The following is a 25915-nucleotide window of genomic DNA, read 5'->3' on the forward strand; positions in this document are numbered from 1 at the left end:
TGTCGCCGTCGTCGAGGCCGCAGCAAGGGGTATCCGTATGTCATTTCTCTTTTAAATATTGACTTGCCCGTGCGCTTGAATTTACCCCTCAGCGCATAGGCACCGGTTCATGTTTCGACGATGGATGACGCATTTTCGATTTATCGCTTCGTCTCCTGGAGTCCGCGATGAAGACTGCTCCTATCGCCTATAACCGGCGCATTTTGATCATCGATGACAGCCCATCGATACATCAGGACTTCCGCAAAATTCTCTGTCCCGAACTGGACAGTGAACTGTCTCTGGCCTCCGCCGAGGCCGCACTGTTTGGTACCGTGCCCCCCCCCGTAAACTCTTTGAGCTGGATTCGGCCTATCAGGGCGAAGAAGCGTTGGCCATGGTCGAACGCGGTTTGACTGAGGGCCGTCCGTATTCCCTGGCCTTTATCGACATGCGCATGCCCCCTGGCTGGGATGGCCTGGAAACCATCGAGCGTCTATGGAACGCCGATCCGAAGTTGCAAGTCGCGTTGTGTACCGCCTTTTCTGATCACTCATTGGAAGCTATGACAGAGCGTCTCGAATTTGGCGATCAATTGCTGATCCTGAAAAAACCCTTTGACACCCTGGCCATCCGCCAAATGGCCAGTGCGCTGACCGTCAAATGGCAGTTAGCGCAGGAAGTTGCCGCGAAAATGCTTGGGTTGGAACAAACCATCGCCGAACGGGTACAAGAGGCGCTGAAAGTTTCACACCTTTTCCAATACGACGTGCTGACCGAGCTGCCAAACAGCACCCTGCTGACGGGCCAACTTGCATTGGCCCTGGCCTTATCCAAACGTCACAATTTGCAATTGGCCGTATTTTTCATTGGTCTGGATCGCTTCGAGCGAATCAATAACGCCCTCGGCTACCCTACCGGCGATGAAATGCTCAAACAGGTTGCCCATTGCCTGGTCAGTACAGTGCGCCAATCCGACACGGTCTTTCGTTATGGCTCCGACGAGTTCGTGCTGCTATTGGCCGACATCCACCACCCGCATCAAACCACGGGCATCGCGGAAAAAATATTAGCGGCGCTACGAGTGCCGCATTACATCGCCGGACATGACCTCACCGTGACCGCGAGTCTGGGTATCAGCATTTTCCCGGACGATGGCGTGGAGCCCGTCGAGCTGATCAAAAAAGCTGAAAACGCCATGCGCAACGTCAAACTTATGGGTCCGGATAACTTCTGTTTTTTTGCCGACAACCTCAATGAACGCGCGCGGGCACATCAATCCATCGAGTCGGGCATTCGACTTGCACTGGAGCGGGATGAGTTCGTGCTGCATTACCAACCCAAACTCAATTTGAAAACCGGAAAGATAGTTGGTGCCGAAGCGTTGATTCGTTGGTTCAAACCCGACCACGGCTGGGTGTTTCCGTCCGATTTCATTCCAGTGGCCGAAGACAGCGGTTTGATCGTACCGCTCAGTAAATGGGTGTTGCGTGAGGCGTGCCGCCAAGCCTGCGCCTGGGAAGCCGCCGGATTGCCGGCCATTCGTGTGTCCGTAAACATCTCTGCCACGGAGTTCCGTCAGAAAGGTTTTCTCGAAAGTATCCGCACGGTTCTGGATGAAACCGGGTTGAGCCCTGACCAGTTAGAGTTGGAGATAACCGAAGGGGTGCTGATGCAAAATGCCGACTCAACCGTCTTGGTGCTGTTGGCCATCAAGGAAATGGGCATTCATCTGGCCATCGATGATTTTGGCACCGGCTATTCCAGCCTGAGCTATCTGCGCCGATTCCCCATCGACGTCTTGAAAATCGATCAGTCGTTTATCCGTGCGCTGGGAACCGACAGTAATGACGAGGCGTTGGTCGACGCGATCATCAGCCTGGGTGAAAGTTTGAAGCTGAATATTATTGCCGAAGGCATCGAGACCCAGGCACAACTGGACTTTCTCCGGGAGCATCAATGCGAAGAAGGCCAAGGCTATTTCTTCAGCCGCGCGATTGAACCTGCAGCCTTCGCCGAAATACTAAGCGCCGGGAAGATGGAAGCGGTCTTTCAAGGGCCTTCAACATCAAGTTGCTAGCCAGCAAGGAATCAACCGTGCGCATGATTACGGCATTGGCGTTGCTGCTGGGCCTCTGCAGGCCGGCGATATCGGCGCCGCTGAATGAGCCGCTCAAACCACTTCCGGATGTGCAAGTACATGATTCTGCCCAGGTCGAATTAGGCCGTCGGCTGTTCAATGAAAAGAGTCTCTCGGTGAACAATTCCGTGGCGTGCGCAAGTTGCCATCAACTGCAAAAAGGTGGTGCCGACGACGTTGCATATTCCATTGCCGCCAACGGCAAGCCGACGGACGTCAATACGCCCACGGTCTTGAATGCGAGTCTGAATTTCAGGCAATTCTGGAATGGCCGTGCCGACTCTTTGGAGGCACAAATTGACGAATTCATCAGAAGTCCCATGGCGATGGGAAACACCTGGGCCGCTGTTATCAACACCCTGTCCCACACCCCTGATTACCGCTCCGCGTTCAACCACGCTTACCCGGACGGTGTCACTGCCGCCAACGTACAAAACGCTTTAGCCGCCTATGAGCGAACACTGCTAACCCCCAACTCACGCTTTGATCTCTATTTAAAGGGCGACACAGACATCCTGACTCAAGACGAAAAATACGGTTATCAGCGCTTCAAACAGTACGGCTGCATCGCCTGCCATCAAGGCGTGAATATTGGCGGCAATATGTATCAGAAATTCGGCGTAATGAACGATTACATGAATGATCGTGGCCACCCGACTGAGGCTGATCTGGGGCGATATCTGGTGACTAAGGACGAGGCAGACCGCAACGTCTTTAAAGTTCCCAGCCTGCGCAACGTGGCCCTGACGGCACCTTACTTCCACGACGGATCCGCCAAAACGTTGGATGAGGCCGTCGCAGTGATGTTTAAGTATCAGTTGGGGCGCACGCCCTCAGCGCTGGATAAAAGCCTGATCATCGAGTTCCTCAAAACCTTGACCGGGGAGCTGGCAGGTAAACCTTTATGAAGCTGTCCCGTCGACTGATCTCACTGTTGCTGGGGGGCCTGACGCTGATGCTCGCCTCTACTCTGCTGTTTCTCTATATCAAGTCCAGTACCGACAACACCACCAACTACATCGAGTCGCGGGACTTGATTAGCCAAATCAAACAGCTGAACGCCCAATGGGAAACCGCGATTTTGAAAGCGCGAATCACCGCCAATCAAAATTACGACGAACTGGTCGAGCCCTTGACTGCTATCAACCAACTCTGGGAACAATTCGTCCCGCTGGAGCTGGGTCGTACACGTCATACAGTCATTGATTGGCGTAATGCAGGTGAAGCTTATCTGGATGCAATTACCGAAAAGACCCGGCTGGTGGAGCAATTCAAGTCGCACAACGCGATCCTGCACAACTCCTTAGCCTTTCTACCCCTTGCCCAAGACGACATCCAGTTTCAATTTCAGCAATTGGACCGGAGCACACCGCTGCTGCAACCCACTTTGATCGATATGTATGATTTGCTGCTGGACTGCCTGGAGTTCTCCCAAGTTATTTCTGATGAAAAAGCAGCGGATATTCAGGTGGGACTAAACCAACTGGAAGTGGACAAGGAACGCCTGCCTCCCAAGTTGCACCTTCCGCTGGAGATATTGCTCAGCCATGTGCGATTGATTCTTCGTGAGCAACCGATGGTCAATGACCTGGTAGAACGTATCGGCGCTGTTCCGGTCGCGGCACGCCTGGACGACATTAATGTCCTGCTTAACGGTTATCAGGAGCAAGCGGCTGGCGTCGCTCGGATGTACCACCTCTGCCTACTGGTCCTTTCAGCACTGATGTTCGTGCTGATGCTGTACCTCGGGTTTCGTCTGCTGCGCAGTTACGCCGAGATCAACCGCCGCATCAATAGCGCCTTGCACGCCGCCAATGAAAACCTCGAACAACGAGTCGAAGAACGTACCCGCGAACTCAAAGACACCCAAAGCGAGTTGTTCGATACCGCCCGCCAGGCGGGCATGGCCGAAATCGCCACCAACGTGTTGCATAACGTTGGCAATGTGCTGAACAGCGTGAACATTTCCGCTGAACTGGTCAGCCGTACGGTGGCAGGCAGCAAGGTCATTGGTCTGGGAAAAGCGGTGCAATTGATCAACGAGCACGCCGACGACCTTGGCGAGTTTATTAGTCGCGACCCCAAAGGCAAGTTGCTCCCGAATTACCTCAACCAGCTGGACAAAGCCTTGCTCGCAGAGCAACAGAGCATCACCGAGGAGTTGGCGCGCCTGACCCGCAGCGTCGATCACATCAAGGACATCGTTTCAACTCAGCAGTCGTACGCGGGCATTACCAGCCTTGCCGAAAGCTTGAACATCAACGACCTGCTCGAAGACGCCCTGCGCATGAATTCGGGCGCGTTGACCCGCCATCGCGTCAAGGTCATCAAGGACTTCAGTAATGTTCCCGATATTCTGGCCGACAAGCACCGGCTGTTACTGATCCTGATCAATCTGATCAGCAACGCCAAGTACGCGATGTGCAACATGGATGAGCGCGCCAGGAATATGACCGTGGGCGTTAAATTCATCGACAACACCGTCTTGCGAATCAGCATAAGAGATGAAGGAGAAGGCATTCTTCCCGAAAACATGACCCGTATCTTTGCCCACGGATTTACCACGCGCAAAGAAGGCCACGGCTTTGGCCTGCACAGTTGCGCCCTCGCCGCCATCGAAATGAAAGGACGCCTCAGCGCCCACAGCGACGGGCCGGGCAAGGGCGCAACGTTCGTCCTTGAGCTGCCGTTAAACATTGCCTCAGATGAGAGCTGAAGCGAGGTGTGAAACCTTTATCGCCGCAGTGGTTTAAAGGCCGTCGGCAACTACGACCATCACGAGCTGCGCTGGGTCACCCATTGGCAATGCTTAGTTTCGTCAAATACTGGTATTCGTTTATACCTACCAGGACCCAGATTTCATTAGGCTGATCCCTGCCAGACAAGGCCGAACTAAAACAGTATTACGGTGAATGCCAATGAAAAATATTTACGACTTTTCCTTTGCCAAACGCGGTGCGGTAGCGCCGACCAAGGGTAAAAGGCGCATCACAATCATGCTCAACGATGCCGTCATTCACGCTGCTCGGGGCCAAGCGAATGAAAAAGGCATCGGCTACCAAACCCTCATCACAGTGTATTGCGCGACGCGTTGGGCGTTACCTCAACGAACAGCGGTGCCCGGGTTTGAGTGCAGGCTCAGCGCCCGAAGTAACCAGGTTGAGCCGTCAGAATGTTGAAGCACTTGAGGTCCAGTTGCATGCCATGGCCAAGTCGCTGCATGCGCGTCTGGACGATGACACCGATGCCTCCAGCTGAAGTTGCACGCGATTTACAGAGCCGCCAAGCGCAGTGCACAGAATGGTACACATCCCGTCATCATTTAACGTGATCATCTAAATCGTTAAATGGAATTATTTATTTGTTCGCTGACAGAGGAAGATGGCGCCCTATTTAATCGCGCGGATCTAAAGCACATGTACCTCAACCTTGCCATTGCCTGGACCATCGTCATTTCGTTTTCCATCGCATTGCTGCATCTCTGATTCACGCCGGGCAAACGCCCGCAGCCGACGTGCTAACCTTCCCGCCCCCAAAGCTCTACCGCGTAATCGACAAAACGCCTGAGTTTCGGTAATCGATAACGGTCCTGTGCGTACACCAGGTGCATCGGCCGACGCGGCAGTTGGTAATCCTGCAACAGCGCTACCAGTTTGCCGTCGCGCAGATCCTGACTGATCAGCAAGTCGGGCATCATTACCACGCCCATCCCGGCGATCGCTGCTTGGCGCAAACCGGGTGTGCTGTTGATTGCCATTGGCCCGGAAACCGGAACCACCACCTCACCTTCCGCACCTTTCAAGATCCATTGCTTTGCAGCGGAGCGCCATTCATCGCCCGCCGGATAAGCGAATGCCAGGCAGTCATGCTGCCGCAGGTCTTGGGGTTTGAGCGGCGTACCTCGGCGCTGAAGATAGGCGGCCGAAGCGCACATGGTCAGGGTGTAGTCCTGCAAAGGCCGGGCAATAAGACCTGACGGTTCCAACGTGCCCAACCGTATCGCCGCGTCGAACCCGCCGTCGATGAGATCAAGGACCTGATTGGTCAATTCCACGTCCAGCTTGACCTCGGGAAAGCGCTGCACAAAGCCGCTCATGGCCGGCGCAAGGCATTCGACGCCAAAAGCAGGCGGCGCGGTGATGCGCAATAACCCGCTCGGCACGCCCTGGGCCTGTTCGGCCAAACGCTCGGAGTCGGCCACTAACCCAAGCACTTCGAGGCAGCGTTGATAATAAGCACTGCCGAACTCGGTCAGGCTTTGGCGCCGTGTACTGCGTTTGAGCAAACTGACACCGAGACGTTGCTCCAGTGCGCGCAAATGATTCCCGACCATGGTGGTGGACATCGAGCACTGCTGCGCGGCGGCGGTCATGCTGCCCGCCTCCACCACTTTTACGTAAACGGTCATCGATTGGAACAGGTCCATTATCAAGCTCAGCTTTAAATTGATTGAAATAAACACACATTTATCCAACACGCGTTATTAACGATACTGCAGATCTGAACGAATAAGGAGCTCAATATCATGACCACCGCGTGCCTGATGACCACCTACCAACCCTTACCCATCAGTTTTGTCCGAGGTCTCGGCACGCGATTGTGGGATCAAGAGAATCGTGAATATTTGGACGCTGCGGCCGGTGTCGCAGTGACCAATGTCGGTCATTCCCATCCGCGCATCGTCGCTGCAATCAGCGAGCAGGCCGGTCTTTTGCTGCACACCTCGAACCTGTACACCATCGATTGGCAGCAGTGCCTGGCGCAAAAACTGACTCGACTGTCGGGGCTTGACCGGGTGTTTTTCAACAACTCAGGGGCCGAAGCCAATGAAACCGCGCTGAAGCTGGCGCGGCTGCATGGCTGGCAAAGGGGCATTGAGCGGCCGTTGATTGTGGTTATGGATAACGCGTTTCACGGCAGGACACTGGGCACGCTGTCAGCCAGTGATGGACCCGCTGTGCGCTTGGGGTTTCACACGCTGCCGGGGGATTTTCTTAAGGTCAAGTTCGGCGACAGCGCGGCACTCGAGAAAATCGCCGAGACCTACGGTGACCGAATTACTGCCGTGTTGATGGAGCCGATTCAGGGTGAAGCTGGTGTGCAAGTAGCGCCCCCCGGTTACCTCCAGGCAGTGCGCGACCTCTGTAGTCGTCGAGGCTGGTTGCTGATGCTCGATGAAATCCAGACCGGCATCGGCAGAACAGGTCTGATGTTCGCCTTTGAGCACGAACGCATCGTGCCCGACGTGCTGACCTTGGCCAAAGGCCTGGGCAACGGCATCCCGATTGGCGCCTGCGTGGCCCGGGAAAAAGTCGCGAAACTGTTCACTCCCGGCAGCCACGGCAGCACGTTCGGTGGCAATCCATTGGCCTGCCGGGTGGGCTGCACCGTACTGGACATCATCGAAGACCAAGGGCTGTTGACAAATGCTGAACGTCAGGGCCAACAACTACTTGCCCGCTTACGCGCAGTGTTGGGCGACCATCCAAACGTGATGGCGATACGCGGATTGGGGTTGATGATCGGCCTCGAACTGGCCACGCCCTTGCGGGATTTAACCTTGATCGCAGCGCGCGAACACAGGCTGTTGATCAATGTCACCCGTGGCCAAACCATTCGGTTATTGCCGCCGTTGATTATCAACGATGACGAAGTGGAGATGATCGTAAGCGGGATTTGCCAGGTATTGAACCGGCGCTGAAAGCCCGCGTTACAGCGGGCTATTGAGCATTTCCAGCGGCCCTAACCCAGGGCGACGCTTGACAGGTATCAATGAGATAGGGGACCAGGGGATAGGGCCGATCCAGGTTAACGTCTCGGCAGCATGCGCTCTAGCGTGTTGTCTTTTAATAAATAGTGATGAGCCAGACCTGCCGCAGCATGTAAGCCGATCAGCCAATAACCGGCATTGCCGAGCAGTTCGTGCCAGCCTTTGAGCTGCTTGGCAAACACCGGGTCAACCGCCACAGGCGCAGGCAAGAAAAACTCAAAATACGGCACTGGCTTCCCTGATGCTGCAAGCATCAGCCAAGCAAGTATCGGCGTCGCAATCATCAATACATAAAGTGCCAGGTGCATAAGATGAGCACTGCCTGATTGCCAGCGGGGCGGCGGAGGCGAAATGCTCGGTGCAGGACTCAAGCGTCCAAGTAAACGAATCCACACCAGCGCAAAAATCGACAGTCCAAATACTCCGTGCAGCCCCAGAAAAACGCCTCTTAGCGAGTTGCCTCTTGGGAGCAAGCCTTTGAGTTCAATACAGCCATACACACCAACAAATAACGCCAGCATTAACCAATGCAGAGTCATTGATAGCTTTCCATAACGTGGTGACACTAAGGATTGCTTCATGAACGAGACCCGTAAGTAAAATGTAAATACAGTTTAACCGCCCAGTCTTAAGGCAATCTGAAGGCAATCTTAAGGCCGCCTGAAGACCGGCCAGATCGTTTTTTCCACCTTCAGACTCCGTTAAGAAACCGCATCGATACTCCCCCTCTCGCTGGCTGTAGGGGGGAACCTTACCAATGTCTGATCTCAACTGGAATATCTGTTTGCCGCTGAATTTCGGCGGCGCCAGGGCACCCGCTCTGACACTTATCCGTGCACTGCCGCAAGAACCTTTGCGCGATGACTTCGAACTATTTATTCAGGAGCGCTTTCGCAAGGCTCACAACGCCGATGTCCAGCACTTCATGCCGGAGCTGTTCGGCCTGATCGACAGTACTGGCACGCTTTGCGCTGTCACCGGTGTCCGCTTAGCTGTTTCAGGAAAGCTATTTCTAGAGAACTATCTTGATGAGCCCATCGAACATCAAGTTCACGTCGCTGCGGGACGCCCTATTGATCGGCAAAGCATCGTCGAAGTCGGCAATCTCGCTGCCAGTAGCCTGGGCAGCGCGCGACTAAGCATTATTACCATCACTTGGTTGCTGGCGATGGGCGGACTGGAGTGGGTCTCTTTCACCGGCAACACTGGCCTTGTGAACAGTTTCAATCGCCTTGGGTTGCGTCCAGTCACCTTATGTGAGGCAGATCCATTGCGCCTTGGGGATGAACGTTACGCGTGGGGCAGTTACTACGAAACTCAGCCTTGCGTTCATGTGGGCGACATTCGGTCCGGCTTCCTGCACCTCAGCAGCATGGGCATTTTCGAACGCTTCGGTCTTCCGCTGACTCTGGAGCAACGCTGCTATGTCGCTTGAACGTGAAGCCTTTTGGCTGCGGCTGTCGAGTTTTGCCAATGAACAACCACAAAAAACCGCCTTATGGGGCGATGACCTAAAGTTGGATTATTCGGCGCTTCTGGCCGAAATCGAGTTACGTCGACAGCTGCTTCGCGACGCCGACGCGGGTGTAGTGGCGCTCATTCTGGACAACGGCCCCAACGCTTTGATCTGGGACTTGGCAATCCTGTTCGAAGGCTTGACCTGCATAGCATTGCCCACTTTTTTTAGCGCCAGTCAGCGACTGCACTGCCTGGAGCAAAGCCATGCCGACCTAGTCATAGCGGAGCGTGCCTATGACGCGGAACTTGAAGCGGCGCAATACGAAGTATCCAGGCAGTTCTGGCGGCGCACGTTTTCCAGTTCTAGAAACATGCCGCCGAAAACTGCCAAGTTAACCTTTACCTCAGGAACCACCGGTGCCCCTAAAGGCGTTTGCCTCAGTGCTGACAACCTCTTGACCGTTGCTCGGGAGCTGTACGAGGCCAGCCAGCCGGTTCGGCCCGTGCATCACGTGACACTGTTGCCATTGGCGATCCTGCTGGAAAATATCGGGTGCTACGCGGCGTTGTATGCCGGCGCCAGCATCAGCCTTGCGAGTCAGCAAACGCTGGGTATTCAAGGTGCCAGCGGTGTCGACACCCCGCGCTTACTGACGTATCTGAACCAGCGACGTCCAGACAGTATGATTCTGGTACCGCAACTGCTGTTGCTGATGGTGACGGCCTGCGAGATGGGCGCCCTCGACTCCACGATGCTTCGCTTCGTCGCTGTGGGCGGTGCCCGCGTCAGCCTTGAATTACTGCTGCGCGCCCAAGCGGCGGACATCCCGATTTACGAAGGGTATGGCCTGTCGGAATGTGCGTCAGTGGTGGCCCTCAATCGTCCAGCCGCGCACCGGGTGGGCAGCGTGGGCAAACCGCTTCCCCATGTTCAGGTGCGATTGGCTGAGGATGGTGAGGTACTCATTGGTAGCGTGCCCATGCTCGGTTATCTAGGCGATACGCAACCTATACCGTCTTGGTGGCCGACAGGTGATCTCGGTGAGTTCGACGCCCAAGGTTATCTCTACTTAAAGGGTCGCAAAAAAATCAATTTGTCACCAGTTTTGGTCGCAACGTCAATCCTGAATGGGTAGAAGCGGAACTCACCCAGGGTGGGCAAATCGCGCAGGCTTTCGTCTACGGCGAGGCCATGGCTCACAACCACGCGCTGCTCTGGCCATACCGCGCAGAAATCACTGATCTTGAGCTCGGCGACGCCGTCGCCCAGGCCAATCTGACGTTGCCCGACTACGCCAGAGTTCATAGTTGGACAAGACTCGAACAACCGTTCAGCACCACCAACGGCCTATCCACAGCCAATGGTCGACCGCGCCGGGACGCAATCCTGAATCAGTACGGTCATCACTTCATTTCATCGAACCCAGTCGAAGGGCTTTCATCATGAGTTTTTTTCAGACATTGCAAGACGCCACCCGCGAAGAACGTGAAACCCTGTTCAATCTGCCGATCATTCATCACGCATTACACGGCCAAGTCAGCCTGGAAAGTTACCGGGCGTTCCTGTCACAAGCCTATTACCACGTGCGTCATACCGTGCCACTGATGATGGCTTGCGGTGCGCGCTTGCCCGCGCATCTGGAATGGCTGCGCGCTGCAGTATGCGAGTACATCGAAGAAGAGTACGGCCATGAGCAATGGATACTCAATGATTTGAGCGCGTGTGGTGCTGATGCAGATGCAGTGCGTGATGGGCAACCCGGAATGCCTATAGAACTGATGGTCGCGTTCCTTTATGACCTGACCGCACGCGCAAACCCGGTGGGTCTGTTTGGCATGGTCAACGTCCTTGAGGGCACCAGCATCGCACTGGCGACTCACGCCGCAGACAGCATTCGCCAACGACTTGAGCTTCCACCTACAGCATTTAGCTATTTAAGTTCGCACGGCAGCCTCGACATTGGCCATATGGAAACCTACCGAAAGCTGATGGACCGGGTAGACGACCCAAACGATCAAGCGGCGGTGATTCACGCGTCCAAAGTCGTTTATCGCTTATACACGCAAATGTTTCGCGAGCTGCCCGGCGCTCAGGCTCACCCTCTTATGGACTCAGTTCATGCGGCTCGCTGAAACAAGGGTAGTACTCACGGGTGCCAGTGGTGGTATTGGTTTGGCCATCGCAGAAGCACTGTGCAGAGGGGGTGCCGAGGTCTTGGCAGTCTCTCGGCATAGGGAGCCGCTGCTGCCGTTGTTGGTGCTATATCCCCATCTGCTGCATTGGGTGCAAGCGGACTTATCAACTGAAGATGGCCGTAGGCACGTTCTGATGTACGCGCAAGCGCGAGCCCCACACGGCATCAATATGCTAATCAATGCAGCTGGCACCAACCAGTTCGCGATGCTGGAACAGTTGCCGGCCAGCGAAATCGATTCGATGCTGACGATCAACCTGCATGTGCCGATCCTATTGACCCGCTTGATGCTGCCCGTTCTAAAGCAAGCAAAAAAAGCCATGATCGTGAATGTCGGCTCGACCTATGGCTCCATCGGCTATGCAGGGTACGCAACTTATTGCGCCAGCAAATTTGCGTTACGCGGGTTTTCTGAAGCGCTTCGCCGTGAGCTGGCGGATACCCGCATCGGCGTTCTGTATGTGGCGCCAAGGGCTACCCGAACCGCTATGAATAGCACCGCCGCCCAAGCGTTGAATGATGCGTTGAAATCCAACGTTGATGACCCCCATCACGTAGCTAAGGCCGTTCTTCACGCGATCGCCGGTGACCAGCGAGAGCTCTATCTAGGCTGGCCGGAGCGATTTTTTGTTGGGATCAACAGCATTTTGCCAACCTTGGTCGACCGAGCACTGCGTAAGCACCTGCCTTTAATTCGTCGCCTGAGCGACGTACCGTCAAAAGAGAAATAACACCATGAAAAGAATCGCACTTGCTCTTTTAGGCATGTTTAGTCTGCCCCTTTGGGCGATGGACGCTACTGACCAACAACGTCTCGTCGCCATCCAGCAGGATTGGGCGCGTATTCAATACGAGTTGCCGCAAGAGCAACGTGTCGCTGCTTTTGAAGCACTGTCAACGCAGGCTTTGGCCTTCGTTGAGGATCGTCCGAATACAGCTGAAGCGTGGATCTGGTCCGGTATTGTCACCAGCAGTTGGGCCGGCGCTCAAGGCGGACTCGGTGCGTTGAGCAAAGCCAAGCAAGCGAAAACCGACCTGGAAAAAGCGTTGAGTCTAGACCCCAACGCTTTACAGGGGTCCGCTTATACCAGCCTCGCGGCACTGTATGATCGCGTACCTGGCTGGCCAATAGGCTTTGGTGACTCGGACAAGGCACAACAGCTTCTAGAACAAGGGTTGTTGCTCAATCCCGGGGGTATCGACACGCTTTACTTCTGGGGTGACCACCTGTTCCGTCAAGGGCATTATGCTCAAGCCCGAGACGCGTTGAACAAAGCGTTACAGGCGCCGCGCCGCCCAGGTCGTGAACAGGCGGATGCGGGCCGCAAAAAAGAAATTCAGCTATTGCTAGCCGATGTGAACAAGAAGCTTAAATAACGGAGACACCATGCGTTTGCTGCTCATCGAAGACGACGTTGCACTCGGAGAAGGCATTCATCAAGCCCTCAGTCGAGAGGGCTATACCGTCGACTGGCTAAAGGATGGAAGCAGTGCACTGCACGCGTTGCTCAGTGAAACCTTTGATCTGGCGATTCTCGACCTTGGCCTGCCGAAGCTTGATGGCCTGGAGGTGTTGCGTCGCCTGCGCCATAGCGGCTCGAACCTGCCAGTGCTGATCCTCACCGCACACGACGCCACCGAGGATCGGATTGCCGGATTGGACATTGGTGCTGATGACTACTTAGTAAAACCTTTTGATGTCTCTGAACTGAAGGCTAGGCTACGCGCGTTGTTGCGCCGCAGCGCTGGCCGCGCCAAGGTGCTGATTGAGCACGCAGGCATCAGCCTAAACCCGAGCACGCAGCTGGTGAGCTACAACAACGAGGCGGTCGCCCTGACGCCCAAGGAATATCAGTTGCTGTACGAACTGCTCTCGCCGCCTGGTCGCGTGATGACGCGAGATCGCTTAATGCAATTGTTGTACGGCTGGAGCGAGGAAGCCGAGAGCAACACGCTTGAAGTGCACATCCACCATCTGCGCAAAAAATTCTCAAGCGACCTGATCCGTACGATTAGAGGGGTGGGCTATCTGGTGGAAGAGCGCTCTTGAATTCGATCCGTCACCGCACCCTGACCCTGATCATCGGCCTGCTGCTGGTGGGCCTACTCATCCTGACCGTCTTCAATGTGCATGACAGCAACCACGAGATTGCCGAAGTATACGATGCCGAACTGGCGCAAAATGCGCGTCTGCTGGAGGGCGTTATGCGCATGCCCTTGGAGCATATTGAACACGAAAAACTTTATCAGGCCTTCAATCATGCGCTGGCCCAAGCGGAGCCACGAGTCGACGGGCATCCTTACGAAAGCAAGATTGCCTTTCAAGTGTGGGACAAAGACGGCAAATCGGTGGTGCATACCGCCAGCGCACCGGCCTTTATCAACCCTGCGCAAGGAACCGGCTTCAGCGATTTGATTGACATGAACAAACAGAATTGGCGCTGTTTTGTGCTTATTGATGCAGAGCACGGGCTGCGAATTTGGGTGGGCGAGCGTGATGATGTACGTTCGGACATCGTCAACCGTATCGTTCGTCACACGGTCTTACCCAATATGATCGGCAGCCTGCTGCTGATCATATCTATTTGGCTGGCCATCGGCTGGGGACTCAAACCGCTGGCCAACTTTGCAAGTACCCTCAGGGAGCGTCACTCTGGCTCGTTGGAGCCTTTGCGTCTATCGCCACTGCCGAGCGAACTCGAGCCGATGCAGGCCGCGTTGAATAGGTTACTGGGGCAAATCCAGGACTTACTCAGTCGCGAACGACGATTAATTGCTGACGCAGCCCATGAGATGCGCACACCATTGGCCATTCTCAGGGTTCATGCGCAAAACGTGCTGGAGGCACGTAACGAAGAACAGCGGCGCGAATCGTTGAGCTACCTGATCATTGGTGTCGATCGCACTACCCGATTGATTAATCAACTGCTGACCATCGCCCGCTTGGAACCAAGCCCATTATCCGTCAGCAAAAAGCCTGTGGACGTGGTCAACGCTGTGCGCGAAAGCCTTGTGCAACTGACACCTTGGGTACTGAACAAAGGACTGGAATTGTCCTACGAATGCATCGATCAGACCCACGAGGTAAGCGTCGATTTTGCGGCCATCGACATCGCCCTCCACAACCTCATCACCAATGCCGTCAACTTCTCCCCTGCCGGCGGACAAGTCACCGTGGGCTTATTTTTCTCAAAAAATCACTACTGGCTGACGGTCGACGATCAAGGCCCCGGTATCGACGAGATGGAGCGCGAACGACTGTTTGAGCCCTTCTACAGTCGGGGCAATGATCAGGGGGTCGGGCTTGGGCTGGCTATCGTAAAAAAGGTTGCTCTGCTGGTCGGCGGTGAAATAAGCCTCGACAATTTGGCGTCCGGTGGGCTTCGTGCAAGCTTGAAAATACCGCTTGGTTAATTTTCAAAGCCCTAGCCACGGTGCTCCAGCCGCTCGCTGAACGCCATCACTCCGATTAGGGTCGTTACCGTTTCCGCGTAACCCGCCGAAACGGCAACGGCCCTCTTTAATATCAGAGCCGGTTTTTCAACGATGCGCGCCGGCCAATCACTTTTGCTTCGAGAGGAACTCCACCAGATCGGCACGCTCTTTAGGTTCACTTATGCCCTTAAACTTCATAGTTGTGCCCGGCAACATTGCTCTGGAGTTGGTCACGTAAGCGTCGAGCTTGTCCGGTGTCCATGTAAGGTTTGCGGTCTTCATGGCCTCGGAATACTTTCGGTAGCCAGGAGCGCTACCCGCAGCCCGCCCGCTGACGCCGAAAAGCCCAGGACCTTTCTTGTTTTTCAACGGATTGGCGAGGCTGTGGCATCGCGCACAATGGGCGTCGTAGGATTTAGCCCCCGCGGTCGCGTCGGCGGCGCGTGCAACAGGCGTCAATCCCGTTGCGGCCAGACACGTAATCATCCAAATATACCTTAGGGTCGTCGTTTTGGACTTGAGCATGTTCATCCCTCTCGCAGTCATTAAAGGGCAGTCCAGACCCGCCGCCAGTGAAGCGCCTAGATTCTGGGTTTCACGAATCAAGCTACTGTTGAGGGTAAACACATGCCGACCAGTACCTAGGTACTGATAGGTGGCGTCCAGCCGTACGTCGCGATAATTGTTAGTAGTACCCGAGGTTGTGCCGGGGTGAATATCCGCGCTCAAGCCAAGCAGACCAGCACTGAAGTTCTAACGATCGAACGTGTTCGCCCCTGGAGCGATTCATTGCGGCGAATCAAGAAGCATAGAGCGCAGCACCTGATCTTTACGCCAGAAGTGGTGCCAGAGTGCAGCGCTAATGTGCAGCCCGATTAAGGCGATAAAGACCCAGCCACCGGTTTCGTGAAGGTCGCCTAACTGGTCCGCCAGATCGCGGTTTTTAGAGACCAGCGCCGGCAGGTCGTACACCCCGAAAAGGGTGAGGGGTTCCCCTTGGGCGCTGGTTAGGAGCCAGCCGGCAAATGGCACGGCCAGCAGAAAAAAATACAGGGCGCTGTGACCCGCCTTGGCGACAAGGCGAACGGATTTGGACAAGCCAGCGTTAACTCCGCTGGAATTGGTGACCAAGCGGGTCAGCAGTCGAACAACCGCCAAAAACAAAATCGATACACCCATGGAGCGATGCAGGCCAATCAACAAGCTTTGCCAATTATCGTCTTCCACCACCTCTCGCAGCAGTACAGAACCTACGGCGACAAAGATGGCTATGGCCGTCGCCCAGTGCATTGCGATGGTCAGGTCATGATACCGAGCGTTGTTATTCATACTCTTGCCTCAAAGTGCGGATCGGAATCGACGCTAAATTCGCAGCCGAACCTTAAGCGCACCTTAAGACAGTAAATTGGATTTTTACCAAGCAGCAATAAGCGTCGCTTTAATGATTCGACATTGTTGACGGCCCGGACAGTTATTGATCAAACAGGCGTTTAGCTGTCTGAAACCTGTCGAGCACCCAAGATAAAGATTATCCAGTAGGCATACCACACCCTTTAGTTTATAGAGCATTAGTAATAGGCCAGAGACCACTTGCCAAGTGGATCGATGAGGCCTGTGAATTATGGATCAACGTTATGAATCTAAGGTCTCTCAACATCGCTCCTCGAGCCAGCCTCTGCTTTGCCCTGATTACGCTACTCGTTGTCGGTCTAGGCGTGTTTTCGTACCTTCAAATGGGAAACCTTAGAGACGCAGAACAAGCCATCGAAACAAATTGGTTACCGAGCATCAGAACCAGTGACGACATTCAGGTAGCCCTTCTGGAACTGCGGTTATCCGCCACCCGCCTGCTGAGTTCGCGCAACGGCGAGGAGCGCGCCAGCACAACTCAACAGATCACCAAGGCCCGCTCAGCGCTGGCGGAGCGCCTTGATTACTATCGCGCGAACCTGATCTCAAGCGACGCAGAACGCACACTGTTCAATGACACCGCTGCGCTGATGACACGCTACATCGAAGGCACCACTCAATTGGAGGAAGTCAGTGCTAACGACACTGAGCAAGCCGTTGCTTTTGCTAACGGTGAACTGCGTCAGCGAGCATTAGCGATACAGACCAAGTTATCTGAACTTCGTGAACTTAATGCACGAGGAGCCACTCAATCAGGTGTTTCCGCTAAAGCGGCCTATTCAAACAGCGTATTAGTTGTCGGCATTGTCGTTAGCGTCTCGGTGATCATGACCATTGTTCTGGCCTTGCTGTTAACCCGAAGTATCGTCACGCCTATTAACGAGTCGTTGCAGTTGGCACAAGGCATTGCCGAAGGCGACCTGACGCAGCCAATTACTATTAGCGGCACCGATGAAGCTTCTCGTTTAACCGCAGCCTTGGCCCAGATGCAAACAAGTCTGCGGGACACTATCCAGGAAATCGCCAAGTCTTCTACTCAATTGAGTGACGCGGCGGTTGAAATGACGACCATTACCGAAGCCGCCAGCAAAACCTTGCGCCAGCAAAACAGCGAGATTGAGCAAGCCGCCACCGCCGTTAACGAGATGAGTGCCGCGGTGGAAGAAGTGGCACAAAACGCAACGTCCACTTCTGAGGCTGCACGTGAGTCCACCGAGTCCGCCAGGACAGGAAACCTGCGCGTTGGTGATACGTTAAAGGCTATCAACACCCTGACGGCTCAAGTTGAAGTCACCTCGCAACAGATCCAAGGCCTGGCCGGTCAGGCGCAAGACATCAGCAAAGTGCTGAGTGTAATTCGTGCGATAGCCCAACAAACCAACCTGCTGGCGCTAAACGCCGCGATCGAAGCAGCACGTGCAGGCGAACAAGGACGAGGCTTTGCCGTGGTCGCCGATGAGGTCCGTGCACTGGCGCACCGCACGCACACCTCAACCCAGGAAATCGAAGAAATGATTTCTGCCATTCAGCAGCAAAGTGTTTCTGCGGTCACCGCCATGCAACTCAGCGCGGACTTGGCCCATGAGACCAAACAGGCTGCTGACGAAGCCGGGCGCTCACTGGAATCCATCACCCACTCAGTGCGCCAAATCGATGACCGTAATTCGCAAATCGCCACGGCGTCCGAAGAGCAAGCCAGCGTCGCCCGCGAGGTGGACCGCAACTTAACCAGTATCCGCGACCTGGCCATCCAGAGTGATCACGGCACCCGCCAGACCCTCCATGCCAGTAACGAGCTGTCGCGCCTCGCGGTGGGGCTCCACCAAATGGTCCAGCGCTTCAGAGTCTGATAAGGCTCGGTGAATGAGGGTTTAGCACCCTCTTCACAGGTTTTTCAGCGGATTGCCCAAGTCCTTGATGTACTGACCACCCAACGCAGCAGCGGCGATGGAGTTAAGGTGCGTGCCGTCGGTGGTGAAAATGATATTTCCGCTGACCATCGGGCTGCACTCAGGGGCGCAGAGTTCGTCGTTAGGGTCGATCAGCACCACAGCGGGGTACTTGGCTTTGATCTTGTATTCGATGCGTTGTGAATGGCTTTCGGCAGGCTTGAATCTGATGGCTTGCAGGTCCAGATGATGAAGCTTCATCAGCCGCAGCTCATTGACTTTAACCCGCCCGACTTCGGCAAACGGCTGGGCAACGATCACCACTTTCACCCCGGCCGCCAGCAATTCACCCACCGCATTGAAATAGTACTGATCCATTTTTTCGGTCAGGTCTTCAAGCTGGGCGTTGTGGATGCTGTAACGCGGGTTTTGATGGTCATAGGCGTTCCAAAAGTTCGACAGAATGGCAATCCGTTGTTTCTTGGCGAACTCGAACCTGTCCGTGGAGTATTTGAGGATCGCCGCCGCCGCTTCCGGAGACAGTTGGCTTTGAATGTCCATGACAAATACCCCAGGGATAGAGGGCATCGAACTCATCGTCGTGTCGTGAATCATCAAGCCCGCATCGGCAGCCAGGGCGTTAATGAAGGGCGCATAGGCGTTGGCAAATGAGTCGCCGATCAACACCCCATCAATGGACTTTTTATTGGCGCCCAAATGGCATTCCTCAATATTGCCAATTTTCGCGGCCTCCATGCAGTTGCTGCGCATGACGTGGGATGTGTTCTGTTCCTGGAGTTCCGCCACCGCCATGTCAGCCTCTGAACGGAAACCGTCAAACCTAACCATGAGCAATGCGACCACGACAATGGCCGCCGATGGCACTAGATAAAGTGATAAGAACACTTTCTGAAACTGCCCCGACTTAATGGCCCTGAACGGTTTTTCGACCCAGTGATAACTCACACAGGACGCCGCAAAAGCGCCCGCCAGAAGCAGCGTCGAATTCAATGGCGTCAGCGCAATGCCACGGTATTCGGCGAGGATTAATACGGGCCAATGCCACAAGTACAACGAGTAAGAAATCTTGCCGACATAGGTCACAGGCGCCAGGCTTAGCCATCGATTGACGATTCCCGGCTGGGGCCCCATTGCGCAAGCAATGATCAACGCCGCGCCCAAACACACCGGCAACGCATCAATTCCCGGAAAGCCCGAACCCTCGTTCAGCATGAACGCGCTGGCGATGATCAATCCCAACCCGACCACCGAGTACAGCGTCGGGTAATGGATGTACTTGGCAATTTTATCGGAAGCGATAGCCAGGTAGCTGCCGATCAACAACTCAAAGAACCGAAACGGCAGTAACAAATAGGCCGCATTTCGATGATGGTGCGAGAACACCTCTGACAGCCCCAACGACAGCAGGAAAATTCCCGCAATAATCCACGTCGGCGAAACCCGGCGCCTGAGTTTGAACAAGACAATAAGGATGATCGGCCAGAACACATAGAACTGTTCTTCCACCGAAATCGACCACGTGTGCAGCAACGGTTCATAACCGGCCGAGCCGAAATAACCGGTGCCAAACAGAAAATACACATTGCTGAGTCCGATCAACGAATAAATGGCGCTTTTCGCAAACGAAATCAGCTCATCGGCAAACAGAAAGTGACTGCAATATAAAAATAACCAAAACAACAGAAATAAATAAGCGGGCAATAGCCGCTTGATTCGTCGTTCGTAAAAGGAACGAAATTTAAAGGTGCCAGCGCTAATTTTCGGGTGAATGATTGAGGTGATCAAGTAGCCGGAAATAACGTAAAACACATCCACCCCAACGAACCCGCCCCACACCGGGAACTTGGCGTGATACAGCGCGACAAGCACCACTGCAATAGCACGAAGACCATCAATATCCGGTCGGTAGCCGCTGATCCGGGTTGGCGTGGTGGTTTTTGCCCCGTCGTCGTCGCGCATCAATGGCATCCATTTAACTCCCTGTTGTCATAGTTATCGGTGAGTTAAAGCGGCTGCGCTGCGCAAGAGAAATTGAATATTGCTATTGTCCAACCCCGCTAGCATTGAGGGCTGGCGTCAGTTCGATGACTGCGGTTAATAAACGTGATCGCTTATTCGCACACGGCATTTTGTCCATTCAAACGCAATGAACTCGATCGAGATCATGCCAAATGGATACACTTGTCCATGCTGCGTTGTTGGTTATTTAATGAGGAAAATTCGAATGTCGTTTTTCAGCAAGAACACCGTTGTCATGGCGCTGAGCCTCACGGCACTGTTGGCCGGCATCAGCAGCTACGCCGCGACCCCTGCGGCTGCGGCCACCAAACTGTCGACGCTGGGGGGCAAATTCGCCTTTAGCTTGCCTACCGGCTACATCGCCCGCCCGTTGCCGCCTGGCGATGCGAAAAACGGAACAGCCGGGGCGACGGGGACGATGTACGTCAACAAGGACGAAAAGCGCGTGATAATCGCGGCTGAAAACGCCCTCCCGAATGGCCTGAAGGCGAGCGATAACGACGATGTATTTCTCGACAACTCGGTGGCTGGCTTCGTGCGTCAGCAGAGTGAAGCCCTGCCTGGCTTCAAGCAAACCAGCGAAAACAGAATGACCATCAAAGGGCTGGGCATCCGCGAGATTGACAGCACGGCCACCATGGGCGGCGGCAACACCCTGAACACCACCTTCCTGTCCGGTTCGGGCAACCATATGTCAGTGGTTCAAGTGGTCTCGCGGGCCGATGATCAGGCCGGACATAGCGCGCTGATCAAACGAATCATCGAAGGCTTGAAAGCTCGCTGAGCTTTGGCCAACCCACTTACGATTTGGCGTTAAGCAAGGTGTAAAGCGAAGCGTCGAATTGTTCTAGCGCGTCGACCTGTACGACGCGTTGCCCATTGATCTCGGCCGCCACTTCAGGTGCAGACTTTCTAAGCGCCCACACGGGCGAGAGGTCTTTGCCGGCGTGGCCTTCGGCTTTACCGATGTAGTTCAGTTGAGCATCAAAGAACTCGGCAACGATACTGGCCTGTACGTCGGGGCTGCGGGGTGTCACGAGCACGTTGCTGGTGTCGAGTAACACGATGACATCAGGCCTGGCGGCCATCAGCGCATCCAGGTTGTCGTAGAAATTAACCGACGCGAACTGGGCCTGCAGCGAGGTCGTCAACCAGTCGATGGCCAACGCGGGGTCAGAACTTGAGACAAACGCTCGTTGTATTTCTTCATCGAGTTGTTGACTGTTTTGGGCGACCGCATGGTAACGCTTAAGGTAAGCCAGATTAGTCACAGTGTTTTCACTGAAGACAACGCCAACCGATTGGGTGTGTTTCAACGCAACGCCCGAAGCTTGGGTCGCCGCTCTGAACACGCCGTCCTTATTGTCGGAGGACTGAGCAGCACCGGTAGCACAACCGGCCAACACGACCATAAGGGCAAGCAACGCTGCAATTCGAATCTTCATGTACGTCTCCAAGGCCTCGGTTGGCAGAACGCCATCCTGAACCTTCTTTCGGAAAAGCCCCCGTCTCAAATAGTGATGGTCAGTATCGACTAAACAGATAGTGGTCAGGTTTGCAATGCGGCGCGTACGCACACTGTAAATATCCACACTGGCGCCGACGATTCAACACAACCCATCACCGCCTATTCATGCGCTGGATTGTGTGCTCATCCGCGTTTGTCTTTCGCGATCACCCGCCTAAGATCCCTGCTCCTGCCCGTCAAAAACAAGAAGAGCTGCATGAACCCAGACGCCATGCGTTGCCTGTTGATCGCCAATCGCGGCGAGATCGCCATTCGTATTGCCCGCGCGGCTGCCGAGATGGGTATCCGCAGCGTCGCGGTATACGCTGAAGATGACGCAACGTCGCTGCACTGCCAAAAAGCCGATGTCGCCGTTGCGCTCAACGGCCGTGGTGCAGCAGCCTATTTGGATCAACAGCAATTGATCGACCTTGCGCTGGCCAATGGCTGCGACGCGCTGCACCCCGGCTATGGGTTCCTTAGTGAAAACCCTGCGTTCGCCCGCCTGTGCCTTGAGGCGGGCATCTGCTTTGTCGGGCCCACGCCCGACACCCTGGAACTGTTCGGCGACAAAACCCAAGCCCGCGCCCTGGCCCAACGCTGCGGCGTGCCGCTGGCCCAAGGCAGTAACCGCGCCACCACACTGAAAGAAGCTGAAGCGTTTCTCGCCCACGGCCCGATCATGCTTAAAGCCTTGGTCGGCGGTGGAGGTAGGGGCATGCGCGTGGTGCATCAGCCCGGCGAATTGGCCCAAGCCTTCGAGCGCTGCCAATCCGAAGCGCGCTCGGCCTTCGGCAGCGATGCGCTGTACGTCGAACGCCTGATCGAAAACGCCCGGCATATTGAAGTTCAGGTACTGGGCGATGGTGAGCGCGTGGTTCACCTGTGGGAGCGCGATTGCTCGCTTCAGCGGCGCCAGCAAAAGGTCATCGAGATTGCCCCGAGCCCCGGCCTTGATCCTCTGCTGCGTCAACGTATTCTCGACGCAGCCTTGACCTTGGCCAGTGCCACGCACTATCGCGGAGTCGGTACGTTCGAATTTCTGGTGGACGACGCCACCGGCGAGTTTGTATTCATGGAAGCCAACCCACGTATTCAGGTCGAGCACACCATCACCGAAGCCATTACCGGTGTCGACCTGGTGCAAACGCAACTGCAAATAGCCATGGGCGCCACGCTGCTTGAGCTGGGTTTAACCGAGCCGGTCACACCGCGCGGCGTCGCCATCCAGCTGCGGATCAACCTGGAAAGCATGCAAGCAGATGGCAGCGTTCGCGCCAGCGGTGGGGTTATCAGGGTGTACGAACCGCCCACCGGCCAAGGCATTCGGGTCGATGGCTACGGCTATGGCGGTTATACGAGCAACCCCGGTTACGACTCATTGCTGGCCAAACTGATCGTCCACGGCGATGACTATACCGTTGCCCTGCGTCGCGCCTACCGAGCCGTGTGTGAGTTCCGTCTGGAAGGCGTGGCCAGCAATATCGGTTTTCTGCAAAACCTGCTGCGTCGACCCGAACTGGCGAGTAATCGCCTTGATACGCGCTTTATCGAGCGGCACATCGGTGAACTGCTGAACACCTCGGCCTCAGAGCATCGCACGCTGTTCTTCAGCAGTCGTGCCCTGCCCGACGCCCCACTGCACACGCAAATGACGGCGCCCGCCGGTTGCCTGTCGTTGAGTGCGCCGAGCCAAGGCATATTGGTCTGTTTTGAAGTGGCGGTGGGCGATGCCATTGCCGTCGGCGAACCCATCGCCGTTCTCGAAGCCATGAAAATGGAGTTCGTGGTCAAGGCCAGCCACAGCGGCATTGTCCATACCCTGGTCATCGCGCCGGGCGACAGCGTCTTCGAAGGCACCGCGCTGCTGTTCATCGAGCCGGCCGATGTCGACCCCGGCGCTGCCTTCACCGAAGAAAGCCTCGACCTCGATCACCTGCGCGCCGATTTGGCCGAAGCGCTCGAACGCCACGCCCTTACCGGCGACGCCCGCCGCCCCGAAGCCGTGGCCCGGCGCCGCAAGACCGGGCAGCGCACCGCCCGCGAAAACCTCGACCATTTAATCGATGCCGACAGCTTCATTGAATACGGCACCCTTGCGCTGGCCGCCCAACGCCGCCGTCGCTCAGTTGAAGACTTGATTCAGCAAAGCCCGGCAGACGGCCTGATCGCCGGAATCGGCACGGTCAACGCGCAGCAGTTTGGCAACGAAGCCGCACGCTGCATGGTCATCGCTTATGACTACACGGTGTTCGCCGGCACTCAAGGGGTGATAAATCACAAAAAAACCGACCGCATGCTCAACCTCGCCGAACAGTGGCGATTGCCGTTGATACTGTTTGCCGAAGGTGGCGGCGGACGACCGGGAGATACCGATTTCGTTGGCGTGGCCGGGCTCGATTGCCACACCTTCGTCGGCATGGCCAAGCTCTCCGGTTTGGTGCCGCTGATTGGCGTGGTCTCCGGTCGTTGCTTTGCCGGTAATGCCGCGCTGCTGGGCTGCTGCAACGTGATCATCGCCACCCGTAACGCCAGCATTGGCATGGCCGGGCCGGCGATGATCGAGGGCGGTGGGCTTGGCAGCTTCCGCGCTGAAGACGTCGGCCCGACCTCCGTGCAAGCGCCCAACGGGGTGATCGACGTGTTGGTGGAAGACGAGGCTGAAGCGGTTGAGGTTGCCCAACGTTACCTGTCGTATTTCCAGGGCACGTTGAGCCAATGGGCATGCGCCGACCAACGCGCGTTGCGACAACTGATCCCGGAAAACCGCCTGCGCGCCTACGACATTCGCGGGCTGATCGAGACCTTGGCCGACAGCGGCTCAGTGCTTGAACTTCGGCATCAATTCGCGCCGGGAATGCTCACGGCGTTGATCCGTATCGAAGGTCGAGCATTCGGGTTGCTGGCCAACAACCCCATGCACTTGGGGGGCGCTATCGACGCGCAATCCGGGGACAAGGCCGCGCGCTTCATGCAGCTTTGCGAAGCGTTCGACCTGCCGATGGTTTCACTGTGTGACACCCCCGGTTTCATGGTCGGCCCAGACGCAGAAAAACAGGCCACGGTGCGCCACGTTTCGCGCATGTTCGTCACCGCCGCGAGCCTGACGGTGCCGTTTTTCACCGTTGTCCTGCGCAAGGGTTATGGCCTCGGCGCCCAAGCCATGGCGGCCGGCAGTTTTCATTCGCCCCTGTTCACCCTCGCGTGGCCCAGCGCTGAATTCGGCGCCATGGGCCTCGAAGGCGCTGTGCGGCTGGGCTTTGCTAAAGAACTGGCCGCGCTGGAAAACCTCGAAGAACGCCAGCAACTGTTCGACAAAATGGTCGCCAAGGCCTACCAGAACGGCAAGGCGATCAACATGGCCAGCTTCTTGGAAATCGATGCCGTGATCGACCCCCAAGAAACCCGCCGCTGGCTCACACGCGGGGTCAACGCAGTGCCGGGTAAACCAGCGGCACCCATCGATAAAAAACGCGGGTTTGTGGACACTTGGTGAGGTCCACAGTTGGATCGCGGATTGCCCTGTGGGAACCGCTCCGGCTGCTGCATCTGTAGGAGCTGCCGAAGGCTGCGATGCGGTCGGAAGGACCTTTGCCAACACGTTGGCTACAGATGGCCGCCCGCCTACAGATCGCCCGTGAATTGAATATCAAATTGCGCAAAGAGGCCCCATGAAACCATGCGGCCGAACCTGGATCGCGGATTATCTGTGGGACCGAATTTATTCGGGAAGGCTTCAGCGCGGTGCCGAAGACGAGGCGGCATCTCACGCGCAGTTCAACCCCCTGCAGGACCCAACGTGTTGGCGAGAGGCTTAATGCGGTGTCTCAGATTCACCGCGTCGCCGCCTCCCCCAGCACAAACACGAACATCACCGCCAGCCACAACAGATACAGGCACCCAAACAACTTCACCCAACCCCGTGTCCTGCCAATCCCCAGATACACCAGCAGCAGCAAACTGAACTGAGCAACCGCCGCACTCGCCACCAGCCAGTTTTTCAGCGCCAGTGACGAACGGGCACACAGCAGTTCCAGCACTAATAAACCGATCAGCGCCGCATACACCCGCCAGGTTGTCAGTGAGTTCATG

General features: G+C 55.7%; 18 protein-coding genes and 4 pseudogenes. 15 read left to right on the forward strand and 7 right to left on the reverse strand.

Annotated elements, in window-relative coordinates:
* The first annotated feature begins 167 nt into the window (after positions 1–167).
* From RHM59_RS05565 to RHM59_RS05575, 3 genes and pseudogenes are all read left to right on the forward strand, one after another.
* Positions 168–2059: pseudogene (locus RHM59_RS05565) on the forward strand (putative bifunctional diguanylate cyclase/phosphodiesterase).
* A 23-nt stretch (positions 2060–2082) separates the two neighbouring features.
* Entirely contained in the window at positions 2083–3027 is a 945-nt protein-coding gene (locus tag RHM59_RS05570; protein ID WP_322286671.1) for a cytochrome-c peroxidase, read from the forward strand.
* On the forward strand, positions 3024–4835 hold the full coding sequence (locus tag RHM59_RS05575) for a DAHL domain-containing protein (RefSeq protein ID WP_322169777.1): 1812 nt from the start codon (positions 3024–3026) through the stop codon (positions 4833–4835). The genes RHM59_RS05570 and RHM59_RS05575 overlap by 4 nt, the downstream gene beginning before the upstream one ends.
* An 801-nt stretch (positions 4836–5636) precedes the next feature.
* Here the strand turns inward: RHM59_RS05575 and RHM59_RS05580 are convergent.
* Entirely contained in the window at positions 5637–6545 is a 909-nt protein-coding gene (locus RHM59_RS05580; RefSeq protein WP_322286134.1) for a LysR family transcriptional regulator, read from the reverse strand.
* A gap of 99 nt (positions 6546–6644) precedes the next feature.
* Between RHM59_RS05580 and RHM59_RS05585 the strand changes: the two genes are divergently transcribed.
* Positions 6645–7820 (forward strand): aspartate aminotransferase family protein, encoded by a 1176-nt coding sequence (locus RHM59_RS05585; RefSeq protein WP_322286135.1) that lies wholly within the window; start codon positions 6645–6647, stop codon positions 7818–7820.
* Positions 7821–7927: 107 nt separating this feature from the next.
* On the opposite strand, the gene RHM59_RS05590 is transcribed toward RHM59_RS05585, so the two are convergent.
* A complete protein-coding gene (locus RHM59_RS05590; RefSeq protein WP_322169771.1) occupies positions 7928–8470 on the reverse strand; it encodes a cytochrome b in 543 nt (180 codons plus the stop codon).
* A gap of 176 nt (positions 8471–8646) precedes the next feature.
* Here RHM59_RS05590 and RHM59_RS05595 point away from each other — a divergent pair, with 176 nt between their 5' ends.
* From RHM59_RS05595 to RHM59_RS05625, 7 genes and pseudogenes are all read left to right on the forward strand, one after another.
* Positions 8647–9324 carry a thermostable hemolysin gene (locus tag RHM59_RS05595; protein ID WP_322169769.1) on the forward strand — a complete coding sequence of 226 codons (678 nt, stop codon included), beginning with the start codon at positions 8647–8649 and terminating at the stop codon, positions 9322–9324.
* Positions 9314–10794, forward strand: a pseudogene (locus tag RHM59_RS05600) (AMP-binding protein). Before RHM59_RS05595 ends, RHM59_RS05600 begins: the two are co-directional and overlap by 11 nt.
* A complete protein-coding gene (locus RHM59_RS05605) occupies positions 10791–11480 on the forward strand; it encodes an iron-containing redox enzyme family protein (RefSeq protein ID WP_322286136.1) in 690 nt (229 codons plus the stop codon). Before RHM59_RS05600 ends, RHM59_RS05605 begins: the two are co-directional and overlap by 4 nt.
* Positions 11467–12273, forward strand: coding sequence for an SDR family oxidoreductase (locus RHM59_RS05610; RefSeq protein WP_322286137.1), 807 nt, complete (start codon positions 11467–11469; stop codon positions 12271–12273). The genes RHM59_RS05605 and RHM59_RS05610 overlap by 14 nt, the downstream gene beginning before the upstream one ends.
* A gap of 4 nt (positions 12274–12277) precedes the next feature.
* Entirely contained in the window at positions 12278–12919 is a 642-nt protein-coding gene (locus RHM59_RS05615; RefSeq protein ID WP_322286138.1) for a hypothetical protein, read from the forward strand.
* Between the two features lie 10 nt (positions 12920–12929).
* On the forward strand, positions 12930–13592 hold the full coding sequence (locus tag RHM59_RS05620; RefSeq protein WP_322169761.1) for a response regulator: 663 nt from the start codon (positions 12930–12932) through the stop codon (positions 13590–13592).
* The gene (locus tag RHM59_RS05625) at positions 13589–14956 is read left to right on the forward strand and encodes an ATP-binding protein (protein ID WP_322286139.1); all 1368 of its coding nucleotides are present in this window, start codon (positions 13589–13591) and stop codon (positions 14954–14956) included. Before RHM59_RS05620 ends, RHM59_RS05625 begins: the two co-directional genes overlap by 4 nt.
* 147 nt (positions 14957–15103) lie before the next feature.
* Here RHM59_RS05625 and RHM59_RS05630 read toward each other — a convergent pair whose 3' ends face one another.
* On the reverse strand, positions 15104–15706 hold the full coding sequence (locus RHM59_RS05630) for a c-type cytochrome (RefSeq protein WP_322286140.1): 603 nt from the start codon (positions 15704–15706) through the stop codon (positions 15104–15106).
* Positions 15707–15763: 57 nt separating this feature from the next.
* The gene (locus RHM59_RS05635; protein ID WP_322286141.1) at positions 15764–16306 is read right to left on the reverse strand and encodes a cytochrome b; all 543 of its coding nucleotides are present in this window, start codon (positions 16304–16306) and stop codon (positions 15764–15766) included.
* Positions 16307–16611: 305 nt separating this feature from the next.
* Between RHM59_RS05635 and RHM59_RS25380 the strand changes: the two are divergent.
* A pseudogene (locus tag RHM59_RS25380) lies at positions 16612–17334 on the forward strand (MCP four helix bundle domain-containing protein); the annotation flags it as partial.
* 303 nt (positions 17335–17637) lie between these two features.
* Positions 17638–18237: pseudogene (locus tag RHM59_RS25385) on the forward strand (methyl-accepting chemotaxis protein); the annotation flags it as partial.
* 33 nt (positions 18238–18270) lie between these two features.
* Here RHM59_RS25385 and RHM59_RS05645 read toward each other — a convergent pair.
* Positions 18271–20256: an acyltransferase family protein gene (locus RHM59_RS05645; RefSeq protein WP_322286143.1), complete on the reverse strand. Its 1986-nt coding sequence runs from the start codon at positions 20254–20256 to the stop codon at positions 18271–18273.
* Between the two features lie 265 nt (positions 20257–20521).
* On the opposite strand from RHM59_RS05645, the gene RHM59_RS05650 reads away from it, so the two are divergent.
* Complete coding sequence (locus RHM59_RS05650; protein WP_322286144.1) at positions 20522–21100, forward strand: hypothetical protein; 579 nt, start codon at positions 20522–20524, stop codon at positions 21098–21100.
* Between the two features lie 16 nt (positions 21101–21116).
* On the opposite strand, the gene RHM59_RS05655 is transcribed toward RHM59_RS05650, so the two are convergent.
* Positions 21117–21773: an ATPase gene (locus tag RHM59_RS05655; protein ID WP_416195081.1), complete on the reverse strand. Its 657-nt coding sequence runs from the start codon at positions 21771–21773 to the stop codon at positions 21117–21119.
* A gap of 267 nt (positions 21774–22040) precedes the next feature.
* Here RHM59_RS05655 and RHM59_RS05660 point away from each other — a divergent pair, with 267 nt between their 5' ends.
* Entirely contained in the window at positions 22041–25319 is a 3279-nt protein-coding gene (locus RHM59_RS05660) for a carboxyl transferase domain-containing protein (protein ID WP_322286146.1), read from the forward strand.
* Positions 25320–25656: 337 nt separating this feature from the next.
* Here RHM59_RS05660 and RHM59_RS05665 read toward each other — a convergent pair whose 3' ends face one another.
* A complete protein-coding gene (locus tag RHM59_RS05665) occupies positions 25657–25914 on the reverse strand; it encodes a hypothetical protein (RefSeq protein WP_322286147.1) in 258 nt (85 codons plus the stop codon).
* Position 25915 lies beyond the last annotated feature (1 nt).

The organism is Pseudomonas sp. MH10 (assembly GCF_034353045.1).
Lineage (GTDB): Bacteria > Pseudomonadota > Gammaproteobacteria > Pseudomonadales > Pseudomonadaceae > Aquipseudomonas.